This is a genomic window from Paenibacillus sp. FSL P2-0089 (assembly GCF_038595095.1).
GTDB classification, from domain to species: domain Bacteria; phylum Bacillota; class Bacilli; order Paenibacillales; family Paenibacillaceae; genus Paenibacillus_AQ; species Paenibacillus_AQ silagei.
On sequence record NZ_CP152006.1, the window covers coordinates 1,774,302 to 1,797,012 of the forward strand.

The window sequence follows — 22,711 nt, forward strand, 5'->3', positions numbered from 1 at the left end:
TCAGCTTCCGCTGGTGCTAGTTCCGCTGATCGCTGTACTTCTTATCCACATGCTCGCTGTACAGGTTAGCCTCATTGCCGCCATGGTTCTTGGAACGGTACATCGCCAGATCGGCGGCACGGAGCAGCTCGTTGATGCTGCTGCCGTGCTGCGGGTACAGGGCCACGCCGATGCTGGCAGAGGTGTGGAAGCTGGAGCCCTGGTTGACGGACCAGGATTTGTTGAACAGCTGGAGCAGACGGTTCAGCAGCTCGTCCAGCATTTGCGGGCTGGTGAACCGGTGCAGCACCACCGCGAATTCATCTCCGCCGATCCGGAAGGCCTGGCCGGAGCCCTTCACGGTCTGCTGCAGCTCCCGGGAGAGCAGCTGCAGGAATTCATCTCCGGCCAGATGGCCGAGCGTATCGTTCAGCTGCTTGAAGCGGTCGCAGTCCAGCAGCGCCACGGCGATCTCCTGCCGGCGCTCCTCGGGCTGGTTGATCAGGTTCTCCATGTACATTTTGAAATGGGCACGGTTGGGAATCGCGGTCAGATGATCATAGAAGGCCAGCTTGTGCAGGCGCTCCTCATATTGCTTGCGCTGGGTAATCTCACGCGAGACCAGCATGAACTGTGCCGGGAAATTGCGGCTGCCCGCAATAGGGGTAACCTTGGTCTCCAGCCACACCCAGTGCCCTTCGGCCGAACGCATGCGCAGCTCGGATATTCTCGGTGAAGACTGCACCACACTCTTGAGCTTGGCCCAGGAGATTTCGGCTTCACGGATATAGTTGGAGAGCGGTGCCCCTTTGCTGGGCACATAGCCCAGTGCAGTTGCATGGGAAGGCGAGGCATACAGGATCAGACCGTTCGGATCTGTCAGCACAATGAAGTCGGACATCGTCTCACCGATCAGCTGGTAGAGCGATTGCTCGTCCTGCATTTCGTTCTGCAGGGAGATCAGTCTGCGGCTGAGATAGATGATGACCATAACAAGCAGGAACAGAAATACAGAGTAGATGGCGAACAGGGAGCTTTTGAGATTATTGAACTCTGTCATCACTTGGCTTGCATAGGTGTCAATCTTGTCCTCTGCCTGATTCAAGCTTTCCCGTACCTCATTCAGCTCCGTATGTATGGTGAGGGCAGAATAAGAGGCGGGATTCCAGCTCTTCTGAACCCGCTGCGAGATCAGCTCCCGGCCGTTATCCCTCCACACGGTAAGCGTGGTTCCGAAGTGATCCAGCTCGTTCCTCAGCTCGTCCAGCAGCAGCTCGCTCTGCTTCATTCCATTGAACGGGCTCTTCACAGCATCCAGATTGTAGCGGGCGGTATTGACCCGCTGCAGCGCCTGGGCATTATTGTCCTCGAATTCCTGCGACAGCGTACTGCGCTGCGCGCTGGTCAGCGCCCCGCCGACTGTGGTCTGAAGCGCAAGGGCTGCCTGATAGAGATCGCGGTCGGCGTTCAGAATGAGCTCGGAATTCTGGTAGACGTCACTGTACAGCGAATCGGATAATTTGTTCATCGTATGATTCAGAAACAGCAGGGAGGCCACACTGATCCCAACCAGAAGAACGGTGATGGATGTGAATAATATAATCAGTCTGCGTGTACTTTTGTTTTCCGAAAAAACTGCCACTGTCATCCTCTCCCCGCACAGAACTTTTGCAAATCTCATGGGTGTAGCTTTGGTGCATGCGAAACTTATCCTTATGCGGAATATGGCTTCTTGCAGGCATGTAAGAGAGTATACGTTAGCGAGTCCTAGAAAGCAGGGGAAGAAGGAGGCAATAGAAAGAATAACTTCCGGTTAGATCGCGGTTTCTTTTCACCAGTATATAGGACTTCCCTTAAGCAGAGCAATTGCTGAAAAAATAATAAGCCCCGTCAGCTTCCGCTGCGGATGACAGGCCGTGAAGCACACCCTGGAGCCGGAGGGGAAACAGTGGAGACATATCCGTTACAGCCGATACAAAGAACTATTATGTATACCCTACTACTATGTACAAGGTATTCTGACCTTTGAGTCCTATTACCCACTTTTGCTGCAAACGATACCCCTTTGGTATCAATTGTGCATTAAAAATAAAACAGAAATATCCGCCAGCCCAGGGATCTGAGACTGGCGGATTGAAAAGCTGATGATAACGCAGCGTCTAGGATGGCGCTACTCGTTGCGCAGCGCATAGATCGGGCGCATTCTTGCAGCCTTGCTTGCAGGAATCATTCCGAATACGACACCGATGATCAAGGAGAATGAAAAGGAGATCAGGACTATATTCCAGGAAGGCGCCACATTCAAGGTAGTATAGTTACCGACAGCCCAGCTGGCGCCAAGTCCCAGTGCGACTCCGATCAGGCCTCCGGTTCCGCTTAAGACTACGGACTCGATCATGAACTGCATCATAATGTTCTTTTTCTTGGCCCCGATGGCCTTGCGGATGCCAATCTCTCTGGTTCGCTCATTGACCGAGACAATCATAATGTTCATAATCCCTATCCCGCCTACAAATAAGGAGATACCGGCGATACCGCCAAGTGCCATGGACAGAGTGGCGCTGGTTTCATTTACCGTTTCCAGCATCTCCCGGGAATCAAAGACAGAGTAGGCGTTCTCGGCGGCATTGAATTTGGCATCAAGGCTGGCCTCCAGCCTGGTTTTGACAGCATCCACATTGTCATTGGAAGTGGTTGTGATCGTAATGGAGCGGATTCCCCTGCTCTGCAGGAACCGTTCGGCTGTAGAGATGGGGATCAGCAGCTTCTCATCGCTTGAACCCACGCTGGTGGAGCCTTTACTCTCCAGCAGCCCGACGATCTTGAAGCTGCTTCCGTTGATCTGTACCTTTTGGCCTACAGGATTATCTGTACCGAACAGATCCTCCGCCGTATCTGATCCGATTAACGCAACCTTTTGCCGGTATTCTGTATCCATCTCAAGCAGAAATCTTCCGGATTGCACATGGAAATCCTGGACCTCTTCGTAAGCAGGTGTAATGCCTTCAACGGATACGGAAACGTTCTCGGTACCGTGCTTGGCGGTAACGTTCCCGCTGATTACCGGCGATACATTGTCCACCCCTTCAATCTCATTCAGGGCCAGGGCCTCCTCGTAGGTCAGCGAAGTGGTGGCTCCGCGGCCCATAATGTTGACGGTCAGCAGGTTGGTACCCAGGGAGCTTAGGGACTCTGTAATCTGCGAGGTGGTGCCCTGGCCCACAGCGACAAGTGCAATGACGGAGGAGACCCCGATAATAATGCCCAGCATGGTAAGAAAGGCTCTTATTTTACTGCTGAGGATACTTTTGAAGGCCATTTTCATACTCTGGTACAGCATCATGAGGGCACCACCTTCCGGTCCTCTACAAGATCCCCATCCTGAATCCGGATCACCCGTTTGGCCTGCTCGGCAATCTCCAGGTCATGCGTGATCAGAATAATGGTATGCCCCTGTACGTTAAGCTCCTTAATCATCTCCAGAACCTCCTTGCCTGTCTTGGAGTCCAGCGCTCCGGTTGGCTCATCGGCAAGCAGAATCGGTGGAGTTCCGGCAAGGGCGCGGGCAATAGCCACACGCTGCTGCTGGCCCCCTGACAGCTCGGAGGGACGGTGATTCATTCTGCTCGCAAGGCCTACCCGGACCAGGGCATTACGGGCAATTTCTCTGCGCTCCCTGTGGGACATTCCACGATAGATCAAGGGCAGCTCCACATTCTCTACCGCTGATAACTTCGGCAATAGATTAAAGTTTTGAAATATAAAGCCAATCTTTTCGTTGCGGATCTGGGCCAGCCTGTTGTCAGACAGCTTGCGGATCTCCTGGCCGTCCAGGAAATAATCGCCTTCATTGGCGACATCGAGGCAGCCCAGCATGTTCATCAGGGTGGACTTGCCTGAACCTGACGGACCGATGATCGCAACGAATTCACCGTGATTAATGTTGAAGCTCAGGCTCTTCAGAACCGTCATCGATTCTCCGGCCATCGTGTAGCTGTGCTGCATCTTCTCAACCCGGATCAGCGGCTCTGGTGAGGTCATCGTCCGCCACCGCCTCCGCCGAAGCCTCCGCCGCTGCCACCGCCGCCGAAGCCGCCGCCCCCGCCGGGAAAGCCACCGCTCCCGCCGGTCATTCCTCCGCCGCTGAAGCCGCCGCCCATACCACCCATACCGCCTTGCTGCGGGGAGGTGGCATTGCCTGAGGAGATCACGGTCGGGAGGATTACTTCATCCCCTTCACTTAAGCCGCTGACGATTTCGATGCTGCTCTCATTGTGAATACCAACCTCTACAGCTATCCGTTTCATGCCTGAGGCGAAACCGGCTGCCCCTTTGCTTCCGGCTGCTCTGCCGGGGAACTCCGCACCAGCAGGGAACTCTCCAGACGGAAGTTCACCGCCCTGGAATTCTCTCCCGCCGCGGATGCCTGTGCCTCGGGTACCCGCTTCACTACCGGAGGGTTCACCGTCCGCTGCAGCGCCAGCAGGGGGCTTGGAGTCAGCAGCATCTCTGTCTGTTGTGTTAGCCTGCTCATCCCCGGTTCCCGGCACATTGACGAAGGATTTCCCGTTTATCTTCGTTACAGCTTCGATGGGAACGGTCAGAATATCCTTTTTCTCTTCGATCGTAACCGCCACCTCCGCAGACATGCCGATAAGCACACCCTCCGAGTTATTTAATCCTACAGTGACGTTGAACAGGGAGACGCCATTAGTGGAGGTCCCTTCTTTGGCGATATCTATAACTTTACCGGTAAAAGATTTGTCCTCAAGGGCATCCAGTGTAATGGTAGAGGCTTGATTCAGCTTGATTTTGGGGATGTCCAGCTCGTCTACCTGCACGGTTACGCTTAGATTCACGTAGTCGGTCATGGTGAACAGCTCTGTACCATTCTGGGCCTGTTCACCGTCCGTAATATTCACGGCAGTGATCGTTCCATCGATCGGAGCGGTCAGTGGATCAGGCGGAGCCATATCTTCATGGATGGCAGCGATGGATTCCTGTCCGTCCACAATATCGCTATTGGCTTTATCAATGGCTTTTTTAGCCGATTCCAGCTCTTCCTCTGTCGCGTTATTCATAGCCAGCGTCTTGTAGCTCTCCTGTTTATTCTCCAGCTCCGTCTTGAGATTCTCCAGTGACTTGGTGGCTTCCTTCAGCTTATCGTCCAGATCGCCCGCAACAAATGTGATCAGCACAGCACCTTTTTTAACAACATCGCCTTTCTTAACCATGACCGTATCGACCTTCCCGGCTTCTTTGGTACGGATGCTCTCGCTGTTGATCGCCGATACTGCACCTGAACCCGAGACACCCACCAGGATATCCCCCTTACTGGCAACTGCCGTATTCAGCGGAGCGGCATTGATCTGCCGGTTCTGATCCGGCCAGAGCTTATAGCCCGCAATCCCTGCAATAGCAACGAGGACTATCGCTGAAGCGATAATGATGATCTTCTTCTTATTCATTGTGCAGCTCCTTCGGGGGAAGAGGTGGTTGTTTTGGCGGTAACCTCAAGGGAATAGGCCTGGCTGGCGAGCTCTGTCCGTACTCCCTGGAATTCATCGTAGAATTTAAGGGCATAGGTGCCGGAGCTGAGGTTTTTGAACAGGACGCTGGATAGAGTCGTTGAATAAGAGTTGTTGGTTCCCAGTGTCAAGTCGGTTCCCAGCGTCAGTGCTTTCTCGTGAGACTGTCCATAAGGATCGATAACCTGAAGGATGAGCTTATGCTGGTAAGCGCCTGTCTGATAGGTAGTATCCTGATTGAGATTGTAATTGAACGTCACAGCAATGCTGCTTGCGCCCTTGGTGAGTTCCCCTGTAGAGCTGGTAACTGCCAGTGTATAAGGGAAAAGTGGAACGGAAGCCAGATTGGTCAGAGGCGTAACCTCTGCCGGTGTCAGTGTCAGCGCTGCCGTATTGACGTATCCCGTCGCAGCCGTTCCTGCGGCAGTCAGCTTGCCGTCCGCAATCGACTGGCTGATATACAGCTCAAGACCTGCTGTGTCCAGGGTGGCCGGGACTTTCGCCCAGAAGGTAACCAGTGTTTTGCCCCCAGGGCTGGTCGACAGCTCGGACTGGTTGGCAGTCGCTTCAAAATATTGCCCGTCAGCAGTCCTGAACTGTGCGTACAGACGGGCCAGATCTGCCTGCCGGACTTCTTCGCTGTTCATTTCCACTTCGCTGTACACCAGGTTCGAGCCGGTTCCTGTATACAGGAGGGTGGAGCGCTCCTTCACGGTGGCTTTTTTGCCGGTGGCGGTGATCTTGAAGGCTTCCCCTGCAGCCACCGGAGCTACACTCTTAACGGTGCTGTCGCTTGTGCTGAGAGTGAGGAACTGCGACACCTCTGTACCCTTGGTCTCCTGGAGGATGAGCTTGATTTGTCTGACATCCAGGGTATATGGAATATGGCCTTGAACCGTGATCTGAGTGCTGGCACCCGGGGCAAGCACCGAAGAGCTGTTGTCCGTATAAGTCTGCGAAGAGGAACTGAGATCCTTCTGATCTACCAGGAGTACGCCGGTAAGAGCAGGTAAGGTAATGGATTTGGACGTTGCATTGCGTATCGTTAGTACAGCCTGTACCAGATCCTCGCTGCCCCAAGGCAGACGCAGCAGCGAGTCCAGAGAGACAGCGAAGGTGCCATAGGTATTGGTTACGCTGGTCTCAGAGGCGAGATGAATCTGTCTCTCAGGCGTATAAGGGATGCGGAAATAGGCCACAGGCAGCGTTACTTTATCCGCGCTGGCTGCAGGAGCGATCATTCGCAGCTCCAGCGAATTCTGAGCCAGCTCCAGCGGAACACTGGCGCTCAGCTCAATCAGCTTTTCTTCCAGCGGCTTCAGGGTCAGGCTGCTCAAGGCAGTGGCCGTCACCGGGAAGCTATAGCCTTCCGCCGACTTGACGTTAAGCTTATAAGCAGGCAAAGTAACGGCTGTGCTGCCGGTATTCTTCACCCGGAGCTGATAGCTCCAGACACCATTCCCGTTATCCGCATGCACACTTGCCTTCAGCAGCTGCAAGTCTACCATATTGCTATCGATGGAGACCTTTTTGGTATAGCCCGCTGCTACAGTGAAATCTGCATTTACTGCAGCCGGAAGCGCGTAGGAAGAGACAGGCAGGTACAGCTTGAGTCCTTCATCCAGCTTGGCGATCTGCAGCGTCATCTTGCTGAGATTCATGTAGGAGGGGATCTCGGTCATATAATAGAGCGTCTTCTTCTCCTGAGGCTGAAGCTTGAATTCGGAGCTGCTGTCATCCAGCGTAAGCGTGAAGACAGAGCCGCCCGAGGATTTCAGGTACAACGTATAGCCCGGATCTGTAAGCACTTTGGTACCCAGATTGGTTAGGCTAAGCCCGACCTTGGCATAGACTTTGCTGTTATATTTGTAGATTTGCACGGATTCGGCTTTGGTGCCGGCAGTAATGCCGCCGAGTTCAACCTTTCGGGTCTCCCCTGTAAGCGAGGACAGAGAATAATTGGAAGGAATCGTGAACGTGCCTATACGCTGTTCATAATTAGCGGCGCTGAAATTCCAGCCGTAGATGTTGATTTTGAGTCCTTTGACTGAGGCGGCGGTTCCAATATTCGCATAGTATGTAAGACTGGTGCTTTGTTTAGCAGGGATTTTCCTGACCGCACTGTCTGCGCTGACCGGAATTCCCTTAATGATGCTGCCGCCCGCAGTTACAATTTTGGAGAAATAGTCCGCCAGATTGACGCTGCTGCCGGCAGTGTTGGTATAGGTAAGCGTGTAGGTGAGAATATTACCGCCGGTTTGGCTCTGAATCCCTACATGGCTCAGCTTCACCTGAAGCGTGGTACCGAGCTTGAGCGCACTTAGACCATTAAGTGTGGAGACTTCCGTGACCGCGCTTGCTGCTGTGGCAGCCGTTGAACCGGATGAAGCGGCATAGGCCGCGGTTCCCGGGCTTCCAGCGGTTTGACTTGCGGCAAATGTGCTGAGCAGCAGCAGAACAAATGCTTTTTTTCGTGTAAGCATGTAATTTCCTCCTTGTGTGATCTCTTAAGGGAAAATATCAACATTGACTGAATGTCCGCTGAAAAAAAAGCCGTCAAACCGCGCTGAAGCTTAAAGGGAGCTTAAAAAAAGATAAAAAATAAGCGGAATTTGTGCGGCTTGTCAAACTGGCTGTTTTTGCATATAATAGATGGGCATATCTTCCCAAGTGGAGGATCGAAGTGCAGAGGTTATAATCCGCATACATGCAATGATGGAGAAGAGTACGCAGTGCCTGGCTTACAGGGAGGAAGCGCCGCAGATTGAGAGCGTTTCTAAGAGAGCAGAGCTGCCGAAGTTCACTCCGGAGCAGTTCCCTGAATGTGCTTGAAGAGCACTAGTAGGGGGGACCGGCCGCAGACCGTTATTTCTGTATAAAGTGAGACAGGTCTTTGCCGCACCGAAAGAGGGAATAGTGCTCTTAAGGGAAGCGTACGGCCGTCTAACAAGGGTGGTACCACGGTCTTTTCGTCCCTTTACCGGGAGGAAAGGCCTTTTTTTGTTGAACAATACGAGATTTGAGGGGGCAGTACAAGCCATGAAAGACAAATTGGAAGCACTGAAGGCTGAGGCGCTGACGAAGCTGCAGGCGGTAAACGATCCGCAGATTCTGAATGACCTGCGCGTCAAATATCTTGGCAAAAAAGGCGAGCTGACAGAGGTTCTGCGCGGTATGGGCGGATTAAGCGCGGAGGAGCGTCCGGTGATCGGCCAGGTGGCCAATCTGGTGCGCAGCGCCATTGAAGAGGTGATCAGCGCCAAGCAGGAGCTGTTCCAGCAGCAGGAGACAGAGAGCCGCCTGAATGCGGAGAAGGTCGATGTAACCCTGCCGGGCCGCGGCCTGCCGCAGGGCGGGATTCATCCGCTGAGCCGGGTGCTCCAGGAGATCGAAGATATCTTCATCGGCATGGGCTTCCGGATCGCTGAAGGACCGGAGGTGGAGACGGACTATTACAACTTCGAGGCGCTGAACCTGCCGAAGAACCATCCGGCCCGGGACATGCAGGATTCCTTCTATATCACGGATGATATTCTGATGCGTACCCAGACCTCGCCGGTACAGGTGCGTACCATGCAGGCGGCGAACGGGGAGTCTCCGGTCAAAATCATCTGTCCCGGCAAAGTGTTCCGCCGCGACGATGACGATGCGACCCACTCCTTCCAGTTCCATCAGATTGAAGGCCTGGTCATCGGCCGCAATATCCGCATGAGCGACCTGAAGGGTACCCTGCAGCAGTTCACCAAGGAGATGTTCGGCCCTAGCGCGGGTATCCGTCTGCGCCCCAGCTTCTTCCCGTTCACCGAGCCTAGCGTTGAGGTGGATGTAAGCTGCTTCAAATGCGGCGGCGATGGCTGCCGTCTCTGCAAGCAGAGCGGCTGGCTGGAGATTCTGGGCGCCGGTATGGTGCACCCGAATGTGCTGCGGATGGGCGGATACGATCCGGAAGTTTACAGCGGCTTCGCGTTCGGCATGGGTGCGGAACGGATCGCGATGCTGAAATACGGCATCGATGACATCCGCTACTTCTACACGAATGATATGGGCTTTGTGAAGCAGTTCAAGGGTATTTAGGGATTTGGCGGGGGTGCGCGGGGGCGTTGGACGGATATTGTTAAGCAGGAGGGATGACGGCAGTGCTAATTAAATGACTGCGATTGAAGGACCGGAGGGGAATTTTGGAACTGTAGGAGCGGTAGCGTCCGCCTTTGTGTTTGGATTTCTACCGCGAGAAGCGGTTCTAATCAGGAAATCCAAACACAACAGCGGCCGGAAGTCCAAATATTCTCTGTAGGAACACTGCAATGCAGAATTTTCTTGCGCGAAGTTGACGTGGGCTTGTTTATATCCGCTTCCGCTCCCCAGCACAACCGGCATGGAGATCAATACATCTGAAACAAAAAGGAAGTGTGCGATTATGAAAGTATCAACCGCCTGGCTGGCCGATTATATATCGCTGGAAGGAGTGACCGCTGATCAACTGGCGGACAAAATCACCACCGCCGGCATCGAGATTGACGGAGTAGAACGCCGCAACAAAGGGATCTCCGGGATTGTGACCGGCTACGTGAAATCCAAGGAGAAGCACCCGGACGCCGATAAGCTGAATATCTGTATCGTCGATGCCGGGCAGGGCGAGGATCTGCAGATCGTCTGCGGAGCGAAGAATGTCGCAGCGGGCCAGAAGGTTCCGGTCGCGCTGGTAGGTGCCAAGCTGCCGGGCCTGGAGATCAAAAAAGCCAAGCTGCGCGGCGTGTTGTCACAGGGGATGATCTGCTCGGCCAAAGAGCTGGGCCTGAACGACAAGCTGCTGCCGAAAGAGCTGCAGGAGGGCATTCTCGTGCTGCCGGAACAGACCGAGGTGGGCCAGGATATTCTCAAGGTGCTTGGACTGAATGACGAAATTCTTGATTTCGATCTAACGCCGAACCGTTCCGACTGCCTGAGCATGATCGGTGCCGCTTATGAGGTAAGTGCGGTACTGGGCCGTGAGCTGAAGCTGGCTGATCCGGCGGCAGAGCTTGTAGAAACGGGCGGGAAGGCTGCGGACTCCATCAGGGTTACGATTGAGGATGAGGCATTCTGCAGCCATTATGCCGTGCGTTATATTGCCGGAGTGAAGACCGCGCCGTCCCCGCTGTGGATTCAGAACCGCCTGATGGCGGCCGGGGTACGTCCGATTAACAATATCGTAGACATCACCAACTACGTGATGCTGGAATACGGGCAGCCGCTGCATGCATTTGACGGCGGGCAGCTCCAGGGAGGAACCATCGGTGTACGGTTTGCCCGTGAAGGGGAAGGACTGGTTACCCTTGACGGACAAGAGCGCAAGCTTGCGCCGCAGATGCTGGTCATTGCCGACGGCTCAGGCGCAATTGGCCTGGCCGGAGTGATGGGCGGACTGTCTACAGAGGTTACCGCAGACACCGTTAATATCGTACTGGAATCAGCCAAATTCGATGGTGGAACGGTACGCAAGACCTCGCGTCAGCTCGGTCTGCGCTCGGAAGCGTCCCAGCGGTTCGAGAAGGAAGTCGACCCGAATGCGGTCATCCCTGCGCTTAACCGCGCGGCTGCACTGATTGCCCGGTATGCCGGAGGAACGGTGCATGAAGGGATTGTCCAGGCCGGCAGCGCCGCTGCGCAGGAGAAGGTGCTGCACTTATCGCTGGAGAAGCTGAACCGCTATCTCGGGACAGATCTGTCATTGCTGGAAGTGAAAACCCTGTTCGGACGCCTGCACTTCAAGTGCGGTGATGCGGCTCAGGGAATCGTCGAGGTCGAGGTGCCGACACGGCGCGGAGACATTACACAGGATGTGGATCTGATTGAAGAGATCGCCCGCTTGTACGGCTACGACAACATCCCGACCACCCTGATCGAAGGCACAACAACACCGGGCGCGCTTACCAGACAGCAATCTCTGCGCCGCGAGCTGCGCCGCATGCTCTCGCTGGGCGGATATCAGGAGGTTATGGGCTATTCCTTCATCCAGCCGGAGCAGAGCACGCTCTTCCCTATGCTGGCGGAAGGCAAACAGTCAGTGAAGCTGGCGATGCCGATGAGCGAGGAGCGCAGCGTGCTGCGTACCAGCCTGCTGCCGCAGCTGCTGGACATTGCCCTCTACAATACGAACCGCCGCCAAGGCGATCTGGCGTTATTCGAAATCGGCAACGTCTTCTTCACGGAGGAGGAAGTCCTTACCCGCCAGCCGAGCGAGCTGCCGGTGCTGGGGCTGCTGCTGAGCGGTACGCGTGCAGCCAAGCAGTGGAACGTGGCTGCTGAGCCGGTGGATTTCTTCGACCTTAAGGGTGCGCTGGAGACTGTATTTGCATATCTGGGCCTTACGGATCGCGTAATCTATGAAGGGGACGCGCCTGAAGGCTATCATCCGGGACGCTCCGCTTCCATCTATCTGCTTCAGGCAGAGGGCCGTGTGAAGATCGGTTCGATGGGGCAGATTCATCCCGAGCTGCAACGCCGGATGGATCTGGAGGATACCTATGTATCCGAAGTCCTGCTGCAGCCGCTCTATGATGCGGCACGCGCCGGGCTGCAGTACAGCGAGCTTCACCGCTTCCCGGGCATGGAGCGGGACATTGCGGTGGTAGTCGATGACGCGGTTCCGGCAGGTGACCTGATCGCGGCGATCCGTGAGCACGGTGGCACTCTGCTGCAAAATGTGCAGGTATTCGATATCTACACAGGAGGCAAGATGGAGGCAGGCAAGAAGAGTGTTGCCCTGTCGCTCTTGTACCGCCATACCGAGCATACGCTGACTGACGAAGAGGTTGTGGAAGTGCATGACAAAGTGGTCTCTGCCCTTGAACAAACTTTTGGTGCAGAATTAAGAAAATAGCAGGAATTGTGCAAAGCCGCAGCGAATCCATTTAGAAACAGAGATTCCCTGCGGCTTTTCTGTACCCTTGTGAAGTGCGGAGGAACATGCAAATAAATGCAATGGACGCGTGCTTTTGCCAAAGGTCAGGAAATCACGCTACAATAGGAGCAAGAGCAAAGAAACCAACTTAGAATCCGCACACATACAAAGGAGGGCACAACTGTGGCTATGGACCGGACCCGTGTCGCCGTGGAGATATACGGAACTTCCTACAAGCTTGTAGGAAGCAGCACAGAATATATGAAACAGGTCGCCCGTCATGTCGATGAGCATATGCGTGCAATATCGAAATCACATTCCAGACTGGATACGCCGCGGATTGCGGTGCTTACAGCTGTACATATGGCAGAGCAGGCAATCCAGGTTCAGGATTTCAAGAATGAGCTGAATATGCTGACCGGTGAACGTACCGAGCTTCGCGTGGAGGTGTCACGCCTTCAGGAAGCGCAGCGTGAACAGCAGGAAGAATATGAAAAGCTGGAAGCGGCTGCGAAGGAAGAGGCGGCGCGGCTGATTGCCGCTGCCGAAGAAGAACGCTCAAGGCATCTGGAGCAGCAGGAGCAGGAGAGGCAGCTGCATGCCCAACTGCTGGAGGAAGAGAAGCAGGCTGCGGCCGCCGGCCGCGAGCAGCTGGTGCAGGAGCTGAAGGTACGCGAGGATGAGCTGAAGGCGCTGCGCGAGGGCCATGAAGCAGAGCAGGCTGCAGGCCGCGAGGCAGCGCGTCAGGAGCTGGAAGCCGTAGAAGCCATGCGGCTGCAGCAGCTGGAAGAGATGAAGGCTGCCCATCAGCAGGAATTGGAGCAGCTGCGCGAGACGCTGATCCGCGAGAAGACAGAGACGTTGTCTGCCCTGGAGCAGGAGCTACATGAGACCCGGGAGTCGATGGGCAGCGAGATCGTGGAGATCCGCTCCACGTTAAGCAAGGAGCTGGCTGATACCAAGGCTGCGCTCACAAGTGAGCTTACCGGGGAGCGGGAAGCGCTTGAGAAGGAGCTGGCCAAGAACAAGGAGCTGCGGCAGTCCCAGGGGACGCAGGAGCACCGGCACAAGCAGCAGCTTCAGGAGCTGGAGAAGCAGCTTGGCGAGCTGCGCGGCGGAACCGGGCAGCTCCAGTCCCGGCTGCGTGCGGCGGAAGCCGGGCTTAAGGGTGAACGCGATGCGCGGCTGACGCTGCTGGCGCAGTACGAAGCTGTTCTGAAGCGGGAGGAGCAGCTTGGCGAAGAGCTGAAGCTTGCCGCTGAGCAAGGAGAGCAGCAGAGTGCGGCGCTGGAGGAAGTGCGCAAGCAGGCTGCAGCTTCGCAGAGCAAGGCGGAAGCGCTCCGCAGCGAGCTGCGGGACGCAGAGGACAAGCTAAGCGCTGCGCTGGAAGAGCTGAGCACGGCGAACGAGCTGGGCACCCTGCTGAACGAAGAGCTGGAAGGGCTGCGCCAGCAGGTTGCAGCTGCGCAAGGCGAGGCCGAAACGCTCCGCAGCGAACTGCGGGACGCAGAGGGCAAGCTAAGCGCTGCGCTGGAAGAACTGCACACGGCGAGCGAGCTCGGCACCCTGTTGAACGAAGAACTGGATGAGCTGCGTAATCAGGTTGCGGCTACACAGAGCGAGGCGGTGGATATCCGCAGCGAACTTCGGGATGTAGAGGGCAAGCTAAGTGAAGCGCAGGAGGAGCTGCATACTGCTAAGGAGCTTGGCAATCTGCTGAACGATGAACTGGAAGGGCTGCGCCAGCGTTATGAGCTGACGCAGGAAGAAGCGGCAGCACTGCGCACATCGCTGCGGGAGACCGCAGATCAGCTCAGCCGGACGCAGGTCGAATTCGACCGTACGGCAGAGGAAGCGGCATCCTGGCAGGAGCGTGCGAACAAGCATATGGAGGATATCAGCGAGCTGGAGATGAACCTTCTGGAAGAAGGGGAGAAGTCGGCAGCCTTGCAGCGCGAAGTGGAGACTCTTCGCGGACAGGCAGACGGCATGGTTCAGCAGCTTGATCAGGAGGCGCGGCTGCGTGCCGAAGCGGAGCAGGAGCTTGCTGTTCAGCAGGAGGCGGCAGAAGCAGCCCGCAAGGAACTGGCTGCGCTGCGCGGCCGTTACGAGGAACTTATCGCCCAGTACGATGAGATTCTTCAGGACGGGGAGCAGCTGAAAGAACGCTACGAACTGCTGGAAGCCGAAGGCGAGGAAGCTGCGCGGCGTCTGGAAGAGCTGTATGAGGCGGGCCGTGAAGCTGCCGCTGCGGCGGCGGAGCAGCAGGAAGCACTCCGCGAGACCAGGGAGTACGAAGCTACCTGGAAGCAGAAAGTTGAGGAGCTTCAACAGCGCGAGCAGCAGTGGAATGAGCAGGAAGCACAGCTGCGTGAGGAGATTGAGATCTGGCAGCAGGAGGCCGGTGAAGCCGAGGCTCAGGCGGAAGCAGTCAGCCGCTCACGTACTGAGGCGGCGCAGCAGCTGGATGAGATCGGCGAGAGCTATGAGATGGTCCAAGGCCAGCTGCGGCTGGTTCAGGCCCAGTTCGAGCTGCAGCAGGGAGAGCTCGAGAAGCTGTCCCAGGAGCATCGCAGCCTGCAGGCGGAATATTCCAAGCTACAGAGTGAATATAATGAATGGATTCAACTGATCGAACAGGACAGTTGAATGGCGGATGCATCACAGGAAGAGCTGTTGTAAGCAGGAATGCTTAGAACGGCTTTTTCTGCTGTGCAGGGACGGGGGACGGATTCCTCCTTAGGGGGACTGCAAGGGGGGCTGCTGCTCTAAAGTTGGCTGAAGTGAAGTATGGGACAGAAGTAATTTCTACTGGGGTAATGTTGGTGAAGGGAAGGGGGGAGTGAAGAAGACATCTAGGCTGCCATCTTGGACAAATCCTGCACTAAATACAACATTCGTACTTCTGAGGCAGCAAATTGCGGGAAATCCTGCCCAGAATGCAACATATTTCAGCCAATGACCGCTCCACTGGTAACATTCCTGCAAAATGTGCAACATTTGGCGTTCTCAAGCTACAATCCGATATGAATCCTGCAAAATGTGCAACACTTGGCGATAACAGCTCATGATGAAGAGCACAAGTGCCCCTGAATCCACCAGAAGTTAGCCAAATTAGTAAATGAGGAGCACAAGTGCTCCTGAATCCACCAGAAGTTAGCCAAATGAGCAAATGAAGAGCACAAGTGCCCCTGAATCCACCAGAAGTTAGCCAAATGAGCAAATGAAGAGCACAAGTGCCCCTGAATCACCAGGTGTGAGCTAAATTAGTTCGAACGTATCTACGAAGAATGCATTAGGCTAACGGCTCCCCCTGCATGAAGTATCTTTGACATAATAAGTATTGCAACCGGTTACAACCCGGGGTAGGATGTTGGTTGAGGTGAACGGGATGGATAAGAAATGGGTCAGCGGCGTTGGGGTTGTTGTGCTTTTTATACTGTTGTCATATTTGTTTATAGGCTTCGCGCGCCATTCTGCCCGGATGGGCAATATTGTCAAGGAATTAAGCGGCCAGCCCAGTCAGGACAAGCCCGGATATCATATTGTGCTGATCGAGCAGGAGCGGTACCACCCTTACTGGGAGATGGTCGAGAAGGGGGCCGCAGAGGCCGCAGCGAAATACGGGATAGAGATCGAATTCACGGGACCGGTGCGCAATAACATGGAGGAGCAGATCAGCCTGCTGGAAAAAGCGATTGCCGCTAAAGCGGATGCCATCATCGTCCAGGGGCTCAACGACGAGAAGTTCACGCCGGTGATTGATAAGGCGGTGAACCGGGGGATTCCGGTGATCACGATTGACACGGATGCTCCGGCCAGCCGGAGACTGGCCTATGTGGGCACTGACAATGTAGCTGCCGGTGAGGCGCTGGGGCGCATGGTAGTGAAAACGACCGGCGGAAAAGGCAAAATAGGCGTAATCATCGGCAGCGAGCTGGCCAAGAACCAGCTTCAGCGTCTGGACGGGCTGAAGAACATCGTAAAGGACTACGGCGGCATGGAGATTGTCGATGTCCGCAGCTCCAACATCTCGCATATGGAGGCGATCCAGCAGGCGGCAGATATGCTGCGCTATCATCCGGAGATCGATGTCATGGTCGGCACCAGTTCAACGGATGCGTTGGGCGTCTTGCAGGCATCGAGGAGCCTGAAGCGCGGTCCGCTGACCATTATCGGCTTCGATAATCAGGCGGAGACACTGGATGCCATCAGCCGGGGAGCGATCACAGCGACTGTCGCACAGCAGCCTTACCTTATGGGGAATATGGCGGTCCGGCTGCTCCATGATTATTTTAATGGTGCCCATTTACAAACCCGGTATTATACCGGAGTGAAGGTACTGGATAAGACCAATGTGCAGGAGGGAGAGAGCCTATGAGTATCCGCCTGAAGCTGCTGATCTGTATTCCGCTGCTGGTGCTGCTGATGAGCTCGGTCTCCTTCGTACTGTTCCAGAGCGGGAAGAATGTGCAGGAGAGCTACCACCTGATGATGAACCGGATCATGCTGTATAAGGAGGTATCCTATGAGGTCGGCGAGAATATGCGCTCCTTGAACCGCTTCATTATGCAGGTGGATACCGACAGCTTCCCGGAGGTGGAGAAGCATCTGGGCGCGGTACTGGAGCTGCGCAGCAGGCTGGACGGGATGAATACCATCGGGGGCAGCGGCCTTCCGCTGATGAACTACAGCCACCTTATTGATACTTTTGTCGAGCAGGCGGGCCAGATGATCACGGAGATTGACGGACAGGATGCGAATTCGCTGGCAGGTGCCTATATCGAGGCGGAGCAGACGCAGCGGTTCATCCGTGAGGAGGCCCAGGAGCTGGTCGATTTGGAGCTGGACCAATATAAGCCGATCTACGCCGAGATTATGTCTACGACAGCGAAGCTGAACCGGATGGGCAGTCTGCTGGTGATCACCGCGGCGCTGCTTAGCATCTGTATGGCCGTCTGGCTGTCCAGCAGCATTACCGGACCGATCCGCCGCCTGGTGGCAACGGCCAAGCAAATCTCGAAGGGACGGATGGATACCAAGGCGCCGGAGAGTGTTAATAACGATGAGATCAGCATACTGTGCCGCGCTTTTAACGGGATGATCGATAATATCCAGGAGCTGATGAAGGAGAACATCAAGAGTGCGGAGAAGGACCGGCTGGTCAAGGAGCTGGAGCTGAAAATGCTGCAGAGCCAGATCAATCCGCATTTCCTGTTCAACACACTGAATTCCATCGCCAAGCTTGCGTATCTGGAAGGGGCGGCGAGAACCAGCGATCTGACCGTGTCGGTCTCGCGTCTGCTCCGCTATAATCTGCAAAAGCTGGACCAGGCTGTTCCGCTGCGCGAGGAGGTCGAGCATGTGAACGAGTATATCAACATCCAGCGGGCCCGCTTTCGGGACCGGATTGCTTTTGAAATGGAGATTGATGAGCAGGCGATGGACGGGATGGTGCCGTGTCTGACGCTGCAGCCGATCTTCGAGAATGCCTTCGTTCACGGTCTGGAGCAGATGGAGGAGGGGGCTATACTTACGCTATCGATCCGTTACCGCAGCGGGCAGGTGGAGATTGTAATCAGCGATAACGGAGCGGGCATGAACCGCGAGACGGTAGCCCGGCTGATGGGATCGATTCAGCAGGAGGCGCCGCATTCCAGCAGCAAGGGCCAGTCTACCGGGCTTGGGACACATAATGTTTTCAAAAGACTGCATTTATTCTTCGACGGCCAGCAGCTCATCGAGATCAACAGCAGTGAAGGGCAGGGGACGGCGGTGCTGTTCCGGCTGCCCTTCCGGACCTCGGCCTAGAGGCATTCATATGAAGTGAAGGGGGAAGCGATAACGATGTACAAGCTGCTGATCGCAGATGATGAAGCACTGGAGCGGGAGGGGCTGGAGCTGATGATCCGGCATCTGATCCCGGACAAATTCGAATTCCTGCATGCGGGGAACGGGCGGAAGGCGATTCAGCTGGCGGAGGAGCACCGGCCGGATATGATTTTCATGGATATTAAGATGCCCGGGATTCATGGGCTGGAGGCGGTGCGGCAGATTCGGGAGAAGCTTCCGGCGGCGCAGATTGTGATGATTACGGCCCATGATTACTTCGCGTATGCCAAGGAGGGGCTGCTGCTGGGTGTCCGCGACTATCTGCTGAAGCCGGCCCGGCGGGAAGAGGTGGCGGAGGTGCTGAGGAAGCTGATGGCGGTCATCGGGGAGGAGCGGCGGCGCAGGAATGAACAGCTGGAGCTGCAGGAAAAGCTGGCCCATCTGCTGCCGCTGGCCGAGAATGAGCTGACCCTGATGCTCATGCTGGAGCATGTGCAGGATCTGGAGCCGGAGCAGCTGGCCGGGCTGCTGGAGCTGCATTTCAGCAAGGGCTACGCGATGGTCCTGTCATTCCCCCGGCACGGGGAGAGCGGCTGGGAGACGTTCCGGCAGTCCAAGCGGGAGATCTATGAGGCGGTCAAGCAGTTTGCCAAAACAGGACTGGGCTGCCTCGCCGGACCGCTGGCCGGGCATCAGCTGGCGCTGTTCATTCCCTTGCCGCCGGGGAGGACCGGATATTCCCAGCGCGTCAGCTCGCTGGACTGGGGAGAGCGGCTCCGCACCTATACCCGGGAGCGCTTCGGCCTGCCCCTTGGCGTCGGGATCGGCTCGATCCGTGAAGGCTGGGACGGGCTTAGCCGTTCCTACCGCGAAGCCGTCCGCGTATGTGCGGACCACCAGCATTCATTCGGTGTGCACCATTACGATGATATGATCCAGAGCTCGGGGCAGACGGCGGTCTCTCTGGATGAAGAGAAGAAGCTGCTTACCGCCCTGCTCCAGCGCAGCAAGCAGGAGGCCTCCCAGCGCTTCAGCCTGCTGTATGACTCCTTCGAGCAAGGAGGGGACCAGCCGCTGTCCGCCGTGCGTGGGGAGGTAACAGGCCTGCTGCTGTTCCTGGCCAGAGGCGCTCACTCCACGGCCGGTGCAGAGCTGCTGGCTTCGCTGAACGCAGCGGAAGATCCGCGTGCTCTGCGGTTAAGCGCGGAGTCCTGGCTGGAGCGGCTGATCGATGGCCTGGAGGAGGAGCAGGAGCATCACCGGTCCCATGTGCATCAGCGGGCGCTGCTCTATATCAGCCAGAAATATAAAGAGGATATCTCCATGGAGCAGACGGCTGAATATGTGAATCTGAGCCCGCATTATTTCAGCAAATTATTCCGGCAGCATGAAGGAGAGACCTTCATCGACTATGTCACACGGCTGCGGATGAATGAAGCGAAACGCCTGATCTCTGAGGATCAGCTGAACCTGAAGGAAATCTGCTATGAAGTAGGCTATAAGGACCCGAATTATTTCAGCCGGGTCTTCAAGAAGGCTGCGGGGATGACGCCAAGCGAATTCCGCCAGCAGCAGGAGAAGCCGGGTCCTTGCTGAGTGAGCAAGGACTTTTTTGTGCTGTTGCCCCGGATTATCCTATGAAAGCCGGGGCGGAGAATTACATTACAGCAGACAAGACCAAGAATGCGGGTGGAGGGCAAATAAGTGCAGGGAATCGCTGCTCCCGGGGCGGTTTTTCCATGCTACACTTTTTTTGTAAGCGCAATCAAATATAGGACTGACGAAAAGGGGCGTAGTAATCGTGAGAAAATACGGAAGAGCAATTTCCCTCGGGCTGGCGGCGATGGTGCTGGCTGCATCGATGGCGGGCTGCGGTGTGGTCTCAAGCGGTGACAACGAGAAGAAGGAGTCTGCTGGAGCGGCCAAGGACGGGGACAAAATTGTCATCGGCATGTCCATGGATACCTTGAAGGAGGAGCGCTGGCAGAAGGACCGGGATATTTTCACAGCAAAAGTACAGGAGCTTGGCGGTGAAGTGAAGGTGCTGGCCGCGAACGGGGATGATGCTACCCAGCTAAGCCAGGCGGAGCAACTGATCTCCCAGGGTGTGGATGTGCTCGTGGTCATTGCCCATAATGCGGAGGCTACGGCTCCCATCGTGGATAAGGCGCATAAGGAAGGCATCAAGGTTATTGCTTATGACCGGCTGATCAACAATTCCGAGGTGGATTATTACATCTCCTTCGATAATGTGCGTGTCGGTGAATTCCAGGCTCAGGCGGTTATCGACAAGGCTCCTAAGGGCAATATCGTCTACATCGGCGGCGCAGATACCGATAACAATGCCCACATGTTCAAGGAAGGCGCGATGAATATTCTGAAGCCGCTGGAAGAGAAGGGCGATATCAAAATCGTCTACGACCAGTTCTCCAAGGACTGGAAGCCGGAAGAAGCGCTGAAAAATATGGAGAATGCGCTGACCGCGAACAATAACGATGTACAGGGCGTTGTAGCAGCGAATGACGGGACAGCAGGCGGCTCCATCCAGGCGCTTACGGCGCAGGGCATGGCGGGCAAAATTCCGGTATCCGGTCAGGATGCTGACCTCGCTGCTGTACAGCGTATCGCGGAAGGCACACAGCTGATGACGGTCTACAAGCCGATCAACGCGATTGCCACGAAGGCGGCGGAAATGGCGGTGGCAGCTGCCAAGGGCGAGGCTATTTCGACAGATAAGACTGTTAACAACGGTAAAATTGATGTTCCATCCGTGCTGCTTGATCCGCTTGCCGTCAACAAGGATAACCTGGATGTGCTGATCAAGGACGGCTTCCACAAGCTGGAGGATGTGTATAAGAACGTTCCGAAGGACCAGTGGCCGAAACAATAAGGGCAGCCTGTACGGCAAGCAGATGCGGCGCCAGTGGCGAACCCGCATCTGCTTGCTGCTTGAGGGCGGGAAGGAGGAACGGCAGGCATGGATGTACTTGAAATGGTAGAGATCAGTAAGAGCTTCCCCGGCGTGAAGGCGCTGGACCATGTGAACTTCAAGGTGAAGCAAGGAGAGATTCACGCCTTGTGCGGGGAGAACGGCGCAGGCAAATCCACCCTGATGAAGGTGCTGAGCGGACTGTATCCTGCGGGAACGTATGAAGGCGAAATCCGCATCGGCGGGGAGAAGAAGGCATTCCACCAAATTACCGATGCCGAGCAGGCCGGCATTGCGATTATCCATCAGGAGCTGGCGCTCGTGAAGGAGATGACGGTCGGCGAGAATATTTTCCTGGGGGCAGAGCCGGTGAAGCGCGGGGCGATCCAGTGGAATGAGCTGTACCATCAGGCTTCGCTGTGGCTGAAGAAGGTAGGGCTGAACCTGTCGCCGGATACGAAGATCGGCAATCTGGGCATCGGCCAGCAGCAGCTCGTAGAGATCGCCAAGGCGCTCTCCAAGCATACCCGGATTCTCATATTGGATGAACCGACAGCGGCGCTGACCGAGAGTGAGGTGTCCATCCTGATGGGCATTCTGAACCAGCTGCGGCGCGAAGGGGTTACCTGTGTCTATATCTCCCACAAAATGCCCGAGGTGTTCGCGCTGGCCGATTCGATTACCGTGCTGCGCGACGGGCGGACGGTGGCAACCCTGGAGCGCCAGGCGACGAACGACGATCAGGTGGTATCGCTGATGGTCGGCCGTGAGTTGACCGAGCGCTATCCGCGCGTTCCGCATTCACCCGGAGACAAGGTGCTTGAGGTCGCAGACTATAATGTCTGGCACCCGGAGAAACGTCAGCAGAAGGTGCTTAGAGATATTGGATTTACGCTTCGTCAAGGCGAGATTCTGGGCATTGCCGGGCTGATGGGGGCCGGACGGACAGAGCTGGTCAGCAGCCTGTTCGGTGCGTATGGCGGAAGAAGCGAAGGTACGGTTCTGATCGAAGGCAAGGCGGTCAAGATCCGTTCGATTGCCGAAGCGATCAAGGCCGGGATTGCCCTGGTCACGGAAGACCGCAAGCGCCAGGGGCTGGTCATGGGGATGGATGTCAAGCGTAATACGACGCTGGCCACACTCGGTAAGGTCTCAAGGCTGGGAGTGATCAATGAGAATGAGGAGATCAAGTGGTCTGAGCAGTACGTGAAGGATCTGAAGACGAAGACAGCTTCGCTGGAGACGCTGGTAGGCACACTCTCCGGGGGGAACCAGCAGAAGGTGGTTATCGGCAAATGGCTGATGAGTGACCCCAAGATTCTGATTATGGACGAACCCACCCGGGGCATCGATGTCGGGGCGAAGTACGAAATTTATAACCTGATGAACAAGCTGGTGGAGCAGGGAGTAGCTATTATAATGATCTCCTCCGAGCTTCCCGAGGTGCTGGGGATGAGCGACCGGATTCTGGTGATGTGCGAAGGACAACTGGTACGGGAATATGACTGGCGCGAGGCAACGCAGGAGAATATTATGCTGGCCGCCACAGGAGGCAGATAG

Annotated in this window: 13 protein-coding genes and 1 other annotated feature; of the genes, 8 read left to right on the forward strand and 5 right to left on the reverse strand. The window is 55.8% G+C overall.

The genetic code is table 11. The features are described from left to right. Positions 1-16: 16 nt before the first annotated feature. From NST69_RS07145 to NST69_RS07165, 5 genes are all read right to left on the reverse strand, one after another. Positions 17-1,621, reverse strand: coding sequence for a sensor domain-containing diguanylate cyclase (locus NST69_RS07145; protein WP_342548869.1), 1,605 nt, complete (start codon positions 1,619-1,621; stop codon positions 17-19). 528 nt (positions 1,622-2,149) lie between these two features. After that, the gene (locus tag NST69_RS07150) at positions 2,150-3,322 is read right to left on the reverse strand and encodes an ABC transporter permease (RefSeq protein WP_342548870.1); all 1,173 of its coding nucleotides are present in this window, start codon (positions 3,320-3,322) and stop codon (positions 2,150-2,152) included. Then, positions 3,319-4,020, reverse strand: coding sequence for an ABC transporter ATP-binding protein (locus NST69_RS07155; RefSeq protein WP_342548871.1), 702 nt, complete (start codon positions 4,018-4,020; stop codon positions 3,319-3,321). The genes NST69_RS07150 and NST69_RS07155 overlap by 4 nt, the downstream gene beginning before the upstream one ends. Next, entirely contained in the window at positions 4,017-5,447 is a 1,431-nt protein-coding gene (locus NST69_RS07160; protein WP_342548872.1) for an efflux RND transporter periplasmic adaptor subunit, read from the reverse strand. Before NST69_RS07160 ends, NST69_RS07155 begins: the two co-directional genes overlap by 4 nt. Beyond that, positions 5,444-7,990 carry a hypothetical protein gene (locus tag NST69_RS07165; RefSeq protein ID WP_342548873.1) on the reverse strand — a complete coding sequence of 849 codons (2,547 nt, stop codon included), beginning with the start codon at positions 7,988-7,990 and terminating at the stop codon, positions 5,444-5,446. The genes NST69_RS07160 and NST69_RS07165 overlap by 4 nt, the downstream gene beginning before the upstream one ends. A 220-nt stretch (positions 7,991-8,210) precedes the next feature. After that, positions 8,211-8,487, forward strand: a binding site (T-box leader). 59 nt (positions 8,488-8,546) lie between these two features. On the opposite strand from NST69_RS07165, the gene pheS reads away from it, so the two are divergent. The 8 genes from pheS (at position 8,547) to NST69_RS07205 (ending at position 22,711) form a co-directional block, all read left to right on the forward strand. Continuing rightward, positions 8,547-9,581: a phenylalanine--tRNA ligase subunit alpha gene (pheS, locus tag NST69_RS07170; RefSeq protein WP_036722546.1), complete on the forward strand. Its 1,035-nt coding sequence runs from the start codon at positions 8,547-8,549 to the stop codon at positions 9,579-9,581. Positions 9,582-9,924: 343 nt separating this feature from the next. Beyond that, complete coding sequence (gene pheT, locus NST69_RS07175) at positions 9,925-12,369, forward strand: phenylalanine--tRNA ligase subunit beta (protein WP_342548874.1); 2,445 nt, start codon at positions 9,925-9,927, stop codon at positions 12,367-12,369. A 204-nt stretch (positions 12,370-12,573) separates the two neighbouring features. Beyond that, the gene (locus tag NST69_RS07180; RefSeq protein ID WP_342548875.1) at positions 12,574-15,039 is read left to right on the forward strand and encodes a hypothetical protein; all 2,466 of its coding nucleotides are present in this window, start codon (positions 12,574-12,576) and stop codon (positions 15,037-15,039) included. Positions 15,040-15,781: 742 nt separating this feature from the next. Continuing rightward, complete coding sequence (locus NST69_RS07185) at positions 15,782-16,771, forward strand: sugar-binding protein (RefSeq protein WP_340979009.1); 990 nt, start codon at positions 15,782-15,784, stop codon at positions 16,769-16,771. After that, positions 16,768-18,201 (forward strand): sensor histidine kinase, encoded by a 1,434-nt coding sequence (locus tag NST69_RS07190; RefSeq protein ID WP_036722538.1) that lies wholly within the window; start codon positions 16,768-16,770, stop codon positions 18,199-18,201. Before NST69_RS07185 ends, NST69_RS07190 begins: the two co-directional genes overlap by 4 nt. Before the next feature lie 36 nt (positions 18,202-18,237). Next, the gene (locus NST69_RS07195) at positions 18,238-19,818 is read left to right on the forward strand and encodes a helix-turn-helix domain-containing protein (RefSeq protein WP_340979010.1); all 1,581 of its coding nucleotides are present in this window, start codon (positions 18,238-18,240) and stop codon (positions 19,816-19,818) included. Between the two features lie 265 nt (positions 19,819-20,083). After that, positions 20,084-21,112, forward strand: a complete 1,029-nt coding sequence (gene xylF / locus NST69_RS07200; protein WP_245368554.1) for a D-xylose ABC transporter substrate-binding protein — start codon at positions 20,084-20,086, stop codon at positions 21,110-21,112. 87 nt (positions 21,113-21,199) lie between these two features. Next, entirely contained in the window at positions 21,200-22,711 is a 1,512-nt protein-coding gene (locus NST69_RS07205; RefSeq protein ID WP_209878383.1) for a xylose ABC transporter ATP-binding protein, read from the forward strand.

What these genes read in the sequence shown, in the direction of transcription:
- NST69_RS07150 (WP_342548870.1), bottom strand. Translation starts at nt 3,322, where the DNA reads ATGATGCTGTACCAGAGTATGAAAATGGCCTTCAAAAGTATCCTCAGC.
- NST69_RS07155 (WP_342548871.1), bottom strand. Translation starts at nt 4,020, where the DNA reads ATGACCTCACCAGAGCCGCTGATCCGGGTTGAGAAGATGCAGCACAGC.
- NST69_RS07160 (WP_342548872.1), bottom strand. Translation starts at nt 5,447, where the DNA reads ATGAATAAGAAGAAGATCATCATTATCGCTTCAGCGATAGTCCTCGTT.
- NST69_RS07165 (WP_342548873.1), bottom strand. Translation starts at nt 7,990, where the DNA reads ATGCTTACACGAAAAAAAGCATTTGTTCTGCTGCTGCTCAGCACATTT.
- pheS (WP_036722546.1), top strand. Translation starts at nt 8,547, where the DNA reads ATGAAAGACAAATTGGAAGCACTGAAGGCTGAGGCGCTGACGAAGCTG.
- pheT (WP_342548874.1), top strand. Translation starts at nt 9,925, where the DNA reads ATGAAAGTATCAACCGCCTGGCTGGCCGATTATATATCGCTGGAAGGA.
- NST69_RS07185 (WP_340979009.1), top strand. Translation starts at nt 15,782, where the DNA reads ATGGATAAGAAATGGGTCAGCGGCGTTGGGGTTGTTGTGCTTTTTATA.
- NST69_RS07190 (WP_036722538.1), top strand. Translation starts at nt 16,768, where the DNA reads ATGAGTATCCGCCTGAAGCTGCTGATCTGTATTCCGCTGCTGGTGCTG.
- NST69_RS07195 (WP_340979010.1), top strand. Translation starts at nt 18,238, where the DNA reads ATGTACAAGCTGCTGATCGCAGATGATGAAGCACTGGAGCGGGAGGGG.
- xylF (WP_245368554.1), top strand. Translation starts at nt 20,084, where the DNA reads ATGGCGGGCTGCGGTGTGGTCTCAAGCGGTGACAACGAGAAGAAGGAG.
- NST69_RS07205 (WP_209878383.1), top strand. Translation starts at nt 21,200, where the DNA reads ATGGATGTACTTGAAATGGTAGAGATCAGTAAGAGCTTCCCCGGCGTG.